This window comes from Actinomadura sp. 3N508 (assembly GCF_044326375.1).
Lineage (GTDB): Bacteria > Actinomycetota > Actinomycetes > Streptosporangiales > Streptosporangiaceae > Spirillospora.
Genome location: NZ_JBIRAX010000013.1, coordinates 246194 through 252641, shown reverse-complemented (window position 1 = coordinate 252641; position 6448 = coordinate 246194). Strand labels below are relative to the sequence as shown.

Sequence of the window (6448 nt, the reverse complement as noted above, 5' to 3'; positions counted from 1 at the left end):
ATGTGGGGGGCGGAGCCCCCCACATCGGGGGTCCGGGGGTCGCCCCCGGGTCAACATGACGAAGGAGTGGCGGGAAGGAGCCCCGGCTCCGACCACACCACTCCCAACTCCGAGTGGAGCTATGGGGATTCGAACCCCAGACCTCCTCCATGCCATGGAGGCGCGCTACCAACTGCGCCATAGCCCCGCCGCTGCGTGGACGTTCATCCCGCAGCGCCCCGCCAGTGTATCGGACGGGGCGGGCGCGGCTCGAATCGTTTGCGGGTCAGGTTCCGGCTTCGGGGCGGTCGTCGCTGAGGACGGGTTCGGGCAGGGTGCCGGCGTTGTGTTCGGCGAGGCGCCAGCCGCCGTCGCGCATCTCGGTGACGACGGACCAGCAGCAGTTGGCGAGGCCGCCGAGGCGTTCCCAGGTCTCTTCGGGGAGGCCGAGGAGGTGGGACATGCCGAGGCGGAGCGCAGCGCCGTGGGAGGCGACGACGAGCTGCCCGGTGGGCGGGAGGTCGTCGAGGGCGCGTTCGAGGGCGGCGCCGACGCGTTTGGCGACCTGGGCGCTGGTCTCGCCGCCGGGTGGCTGCCAGGCGGCGTGTTCGGCCGGGTACCGTTCGCGGATCTCGCGGTTGGTCAGGCCCTCCCAGACGCCGCCGCCGCGTTCGATGAGGTCCCGGTCGTAGCGGACGGGGAGTCCGGTGATGTCGGCCAGGGCCTGGGCGGTGTCGGCGGCCCGGCGGAGCGGGGAGGCCAGGAGGGCGGTGGGGCGGAGCCCGGCGAGGAGGCGTGCCGCTCGCCGGGCCTGCTCCAGCCCGGTGTCGTCGAGGGGGACGTCGGTCTGGCCCTGGAAGCGGTGTTCGAGGTTCCAGGTGGTCTGACCGTGTCGCCAGAGCACGAGCCGCCGTTTCCCCGGCTGGCGGGTGGGGCCGGCGTCACTCACTCGCGCTCCCGACGGCCCGGGCGCGGTGGTCCTGGTGGGCGGTGACATGGTCCGGCAGGTCGATGAGGGGGCAGTCTTTCCAGAGCCGTTCGAGCGCGTAGAACATGCGGTCTTCTTCGTGCTGGATGTGCACGATGATGTCCGCGTAGTCCAGCAGCACCCAGCGGCCTTCGCGCTCGCCTTCGCGGCGGACGGGCTTGGCGCCGGCGTCCTCGCGGAGGCGTTTCTCGACTTCGTCGACGATGGCGCGGACCTGGCGGTCGCTGGGGGCGGAGCAGAGCACGAAAGCGTCGGTGATGACGAGCTGCTCGCTCACGTCGTAGGCAAGAATGTCGTCGGCCAGCTTGTCGCCCGCCGCCTCTGCGGCGATCCGGACGAGCTGTGCCGCCCTCTCGGATGCGGTCACGATGCGCTCGCGATCCTCCCTGTAGGGGTCGTCTCCGCTACCACCTTCTCACGCGCGGCGGACAACGGCCCCCCATGTTTTCGTTCGGCCGCATCGGTCCCGCGGCCCTTCCCCTACCAGGGTATGTCCCAGGACCGGGCGTCCGTTTCGTCCCGCGCCGCGACCGGGGTCAGCTCCGGTAAAGGTCGCGTTTGTTGATGTACTGGACGATCCCGTCCGGGACGAGATACCAGATGGGCTCGCCGGAGTGGACGCGGTCGCGGCATTCGGTCGAGGAGATCGACAGGGCGGGGACCTCCATGAGGGAGACCCGCCCGTTGGGCAGGCCGGGGTCGGCGAGCCGGTGGCCGGGGCGGGTGACGCCGATGAAGTGCGCGAGCTCGAACAGCTCGTCGGTGTCGTGCCAGGTCAGCATCTTCTCCAGGGCGTCGGCGCCGGTGATGAAGAACAGGTCGGCGTCGGGGCCCTGGATCCGCCGCATGTCGCGGAGCGTGTCGACGGTGTAGGTGGGGCCGGGACGGTCGATGTCGACGCGGCTGACGGAGAAGCGCGGGTTGGACGCGGTGGCGATCACGGCCATGAGGTAGCGGTCCTCGGCGGCGGCGACCTTGCGTCCCTCCTTGTGGGACGACAGGCCGGTGGGCACGAACACGACCTCGTCCAGCGAGTAGAAGTGCGCGACCTCGCTCGCGGCCACGAGGTGCCCGTGGTGGATCGGGTCGAACGTGCCGCCCATGATCCCCAGCCGGCGCTTTTGCGTCATGGCGACGAGAATAGTCAGCGGGGCCGGGGCGCGGAACGGCCGGGCCCCGAAGCTCAGCCGAGGCCGGGGAGGGGCGCGGCGCCGTCCTCCCAGGTCACGACGCGGACGGCCTTGCCGACCTCGACGCGCGGCACGGTGCCGCCGGGCAGCACGAACACCTCCGCGGTGAGCCCGAGCGTCTCGTGCAGGGCGTGGACGAGCTCGGTCCGGGGGTTGCCGGCGAGGGCCTCGCAGGCGACCAGGAGGCGGACGGCGGGGCTGCGGCGGTCGACGATGAGCTGGTAGTGCGGCCGGACGAGCCCGGACCCGAGCAGGACGCGCTCGACCTCGCTCGGGTACACGTTGACGCCCCGGACGACGAGCATGTCGTCGGCGCGCCCGAGTACCTTGCTCATCCGGACGAGCGTCCGCCCGCAGTTGCATTCGCCGCGGGTCAGGGACGCGATGTCGCCGGTGCGGTAGCGCAGCAGCGGCAGCGCCTGCTTGGTCGGGGTGGTGAACACCAGCTCGCCGGGCGTGCCGTCCTTGACGGGCTCGCCGGTGGACGGGTCGACGGTCTCGACGATGAAGTGGTCCTCGTTGACGTGCAGGCCGTCCTGTTCGAGGCATTCGGTGGCGACGCCGGGGCCGATGACCTCGGACAGGCCGTAGATGTCCATCGCCTTGATCGGCAGGACGTTCTCGATGGCGGTGCGCAGCTCCTCCGACCAGGGTTCGGCGCCGAAGAGGCCCGCCTTCAGCGCGGTCGGTTCGACCCCGGCGTCCGCGAGCGCCTCGCCGAGCCGGAGGGCGTAGGCGGGGGTGCAGGTCAGGACGTCGGCGCGGAGGTCGGCGAGCATCCGGACCTGCCGGTCGGTCATGCCGCCCGACATCGGCACGACGGTCGCGCCGAGCGCGACGGCGCCCTGGTGGATGCCGATCCCGCCGGTGAACAGGCCGTAGCCGTAGGCGTTGTGGACGATGCTCCCCGGCGAGGCCCCCGCGCACGACAGCGAGCGCGCGCACATGGCCGCCCACAGGTCGAGGTCGGCCTTGGTGTAGGAGACGAGGGTGGGGCGGCCGCGCGTCCCGCTGGAGCCGTGCACGGCGGCGACCTGGTCGCGCGGGACGGCGAGCATCCCGAACGGGTAGTTGTCCCAGAGGTCCTGCTTGGTGGTGAACGGGAGGTTCGGGAGCCCGGCGAGGGTGACGTCGGCGCCGCCGCCGACGCCGGCGTCCTTCAGCCGGCGGCCCTGGACGCCGTCCGCCGCGAGAAGCCGGTCGACCAGCCCCCAGAGACGGTGCCGCTGCAGCGCGGCGCGCTCGTCGAGGGACATCGCCTCGGCTTTCGGGTCGAACATGGATCGCCTCCCGGGCGCGGCCGGAGCCGGTCGAGGGATCCACGGCGGGGAACCCAGCGACACGGTGGTTCGTCGGAACTACCATGCCAGACATGACGGAGAACACACCGGATCGAGCACGGACGCGGTTCCCGGGGATCAGTTCCCGGGCCTACGAACACCCGGCGGACCGATCGGCGCTCGTGGCGCTGCGCTCGCTGTCCGGGTTCGATGTCGTCCTGCGCAAGCTGTCGGGGCTGATCAACGAGCGGTCGCTGCGGCTGATGTTCCTCGGCGGGACGGTACGCGTCGGCGAAGACCAGTTCCGCAACATCTATGACATGGTCCGCGACGCGGCGTACGTCCTGGACATGCCTGAGGTGCCGGAGCTGTACGTCCGGCAGGACCCGACGCCCAACGCGATGGCGCTCGGTTCCGACCACCCGTTCATCGTGCTGAACACCGGCCTGATCGACCTGCTGGACGACGAGGAGCTGCGGTTCGTCGTCGGCCACGAGGTCGGGCACATCCTGTCCGGGCACGCGGTGTACCAGACGATGATGCAGATCCTGCTGCAGCTCGGGTCGCGGCTGGCGTGGCTGCCGCTCGGCAACATGGGCATCGCGGCGATCATCATCGGGCTGCGGGAGTGGTTCCGGAAGGCGGAGCTGTCGTCCGACCGGGCGGGGCTGCTCGCCGGGCAGGACCTCGACGCCGCGAAGCGCGTGATGATGAAGCTGGCCGGCGGGACGCGGCTCGGCGAGATGAGCAGCGAGGCGTTCCTGGCGCAGGCCCGCGAGTACGACGCGGCCGGCGACGTCCGGGACGGGCTGCTGAAGTTCCTGAACCTGCTCGGGCAGTCGCACCCGTTCGCGGTGATCCGGTTCGCGGAGATCGACCGGTGGGCGCGCAGCGGCGAGTACGAGCGGATCCTCGCCGGCGAGTACCCGCGCCGCGACGACGACGGCCGCGCCTCGGTCACCGACGAGGTCAGGGAGGCGGCCAGGTCGTACCGGGAGTCGTGGGAGCGGACGGCCGACCCGTTCGTGGGCAAGGTGCGCGACATGGCGGACGCGGCGGCCGGTGCGGCCGGCGGGATCTTCGACCGGTTCGCCCGCCGCGACAACGGCCCGACCGACGGCAACTAGCCCGGCAGACGGCGACCAGCCGAAGCAACGACGACCAGCTGGAGCAACGACAACGGGGAGCGACCGCCAGGCCGCCGCGACATGGGCGCGGCGGCCTTTCTCGTTCTCTGCGCGGTGCTAGAAGGGGGCGGGCAGGAGGAGTTCGACGTTGCGGTCCTCGGCGTCGCCGCGGCGGTCCTCCTCGCGGGACTGCCAGTCGTTGCCCGCCAGCTCGCGGGACAGCGACGCCAGCCGGACGGGGTCGTCGAGGCGGCCACCGTAGGACGCGGGACCGGCCGAGTCGAGGATCGTCCCGAAGATCGACAGGGTGCCGTCGCCGTTGTCGGCGAGTTCGATGATGCGGCTCTGCTGCGGGAAGTCGATGTGCGCGGCCGTGTTCACCTCCCAGAACCCCCCGCCACTCGTGCGGGTGTGCGGGATCACATGGTTGCGGTGCGTGTGGCCGTTCACCCACAGGATCACGTTCGGGTAGCGCAGCAGCAGCGCCTTGACCTCGTCGCCCAGGACGCGGTCGCCGCCGAGGCCGTTGTCCAGGGAGCCGATCGGGTGGTGGCTGAACAGGACGAAGAGCCGGTCCCGCACCCGCTGCCCGACGACGGAGCCGTCCGGGGCGAAGTAGCGGCTGCTGCCCGCCTTCAGCTCGGATTCCAGCCAAGCGAGCTGCTGCCTGTCGAGCGAGCCCTCGGGCTGCCCGTTCGGGTTGACGGTGTCCAGGACGAGCCCGCGGACGAGGCGCCTGCCGAACGCGTAGTAGGCCGTCCCTTCGCGGAGGTTGCCCCGGGTGAAGCCGTGGCCGCGCAGCCGCGCCGCCGTGTTGAAGTGCTCGGCGACGACCTCCTTGCGCGACAGCATGCGGCGGTCCGGGTCGGGCGTCACGCGGCGGAACAGGCCGTCCGCGGTGCCATGCTCGCGGATGAGCTGCAGGAGTCCCGCGGCGTCGCCCGTGGCCAGGATCCGGGCGAGGGCCTGGGCCTGGGCCTCGTTCGCCGGGACGCCGACTTTGATGTCGCCGGTGGCGAGGCCCGAGATGAGCGGGTTGACGGGCATGTTCCCCTGGGCGAGGCCGTCGTGGTTGCCGAACACGGCGAGCCATGGGGCGTCCAGCCCGGTCGCCTCGAAGGGCCTGCGCGCGGCGTCGATCAGGCCCTGCACGCGCGGGAAGCCGAACGCGGTGATCGGGATGTCGGCGTCGGCGCCGGGCGGCGGGCCTTCGGGATGCCAGAACGCGCGGTCGTAGGACGCCCAGTCCATGACGCCCTCGTACCGGCCCGGGTCGCCGGAGTCGGGGCTGATGCGGCGGCCGTCCAGCAGGTCGATGATCCAGCGGGTCTCGTTGAACTGGACGTTGTCGGCCGCGTCGCCGGTGTTGATGGCGAACGCGAGCGGCAGCCCGGTCGCCGGGCCCCGCCCGACACGGTTCATCGCCCGGACCATCGCCTCGGCGACCTGCATGGACAGGATCTCCTGCGGCCGGTACGCGCTCTGCACGGGCACGTTCATGACCTGCTTGAAGCGGTCGAGGAACTCGACGCGGGCCGGGGACTGCGCGTCGACGACGTGCACGTCGGTGAGCTGGCCGAACGCCAGGAGGGGACGGCGCCGCACGGCGCGCCGCGCGGACGCGGCGCCGCCGAGGTCGCGGCGGAGGATGTGCGGCTCGCCCGGCCCGGTGATCACCGGACGGTAGCCGCCGGCTCCGGCGGCACCGAGCAGGTACGTCCGGGCGAGGGTGGTGCCGTCGACGGGTCCGCGGAGTGCGGGGGCTGCCGCTGGTGCGGCGGAGGCAGGGCGCGAGGGGAACGCCACGAGTCCGGTGGAGGCGAGCCCTGCGCCGAGGGCGGCCCCCTTCAATACGCGGCGGCGAGTGTACTCACGAGTCACAAT

The 6448-nt window shown here is 71.9% G+C and carries 6 protein-coding genes and 1 tRNA gene; 1 reads left to right on the top strand and 6 read right to left on the bottom strand.

Going from position 1 to position 6448, the window contains the following annotated elements:
* Positions 1-114: 114 nt before the first annotated feature.
* From ACH34S_RS36325 to ACH34S_RS36305, 5 genes are all read right to left on the bottom strand, one after another.
* Positions 115-187, bottom strand: a tRNA-Ala gene (locus ACH34S_RS36325).
* A gap of 78 nt (positions 188-265) precedes the next feature.
* On the bottom strand, positions 266-928 hold the full coding sequence (locus ACH34S_RS36320; protein ID WP_395957427.1) for a histidine phosphatase family protein: 663 nt from the start codon (positions 926-928) through the stop codon (positions 266-268).
* On the bottom strand, positions 921-1334 hold the full coding sequence (gene rsfS, locus ACH34S_RS36315) for a ribosome silencing factor (protein WP_395957426.1): 414 nt from the start codon (positions 1332-1334) through the stop codon (positions 921-923). Before rsfS ends, ACH34S_RS36320 begins: the two co-directional genes overlap by 8 nt.
* A 169-nt stretch (positions 1335-1503) precedes the next feature.
* Positions 1504-2097: a nicotinate-nucleotide adenylyltransferase gene (gene nadD, locus ACH34S_RS36310; protein ID WP_395957425.1), complete on the bottom strand. Its 594-nt coding sequence runs from the start codon at positions 2095-2097 to the stop codon at positions 1504-1506.
* A 53-nt stretch (positions 2098-2150) separates the two neighbouring features.
* Positions 2151-3437, bottom strand: coding sequence for a phenylacetate--CoA ligase family protein (locus tag ACH34S_RS36305; RefSeq protein ID WP_395957424.1), 1287 nt, complete (start codon positions 3435-3437; stop codon positions 2151-2153).
* 92 nt (positions 3438-3529) lie between these two features.
* Here ACH34S_RS36305 and ACH34S_RS36300 point away from each other — a divergent pair, with 92 nt between their 5' ends.
* Complete coding sequence (locus ACH34S_RS36300) at positions 3530-4564, top strand: M48 family metallopeptidase (RefSeq protein ID WP_395957423.1); 1035 nt, start codon at positions 3530-3532, stop codon at positions 4562-4564.
* A 117-nt stretch (positions 4565-4681) separates the two neighbouring features.
* Here the strand turns inward: ACH34S_RS36300 and ACH34S_RS36295 are convergent, their stop codons facing one another.
* The gene (locus ACH34S_RS36295; protein ID WP_395957422.1) at positions 4682-6415 is read right to left on the bottom strand and encodes a TIGR03767 family metallophosphoesterase; all 1734 of its coding nucleotides are present in this window, start codon (positions 6413-6415) and stop codon (positions 4682-4684) included.
* Positions 6416-6448 lie beyond the last annotated feature (33 nt).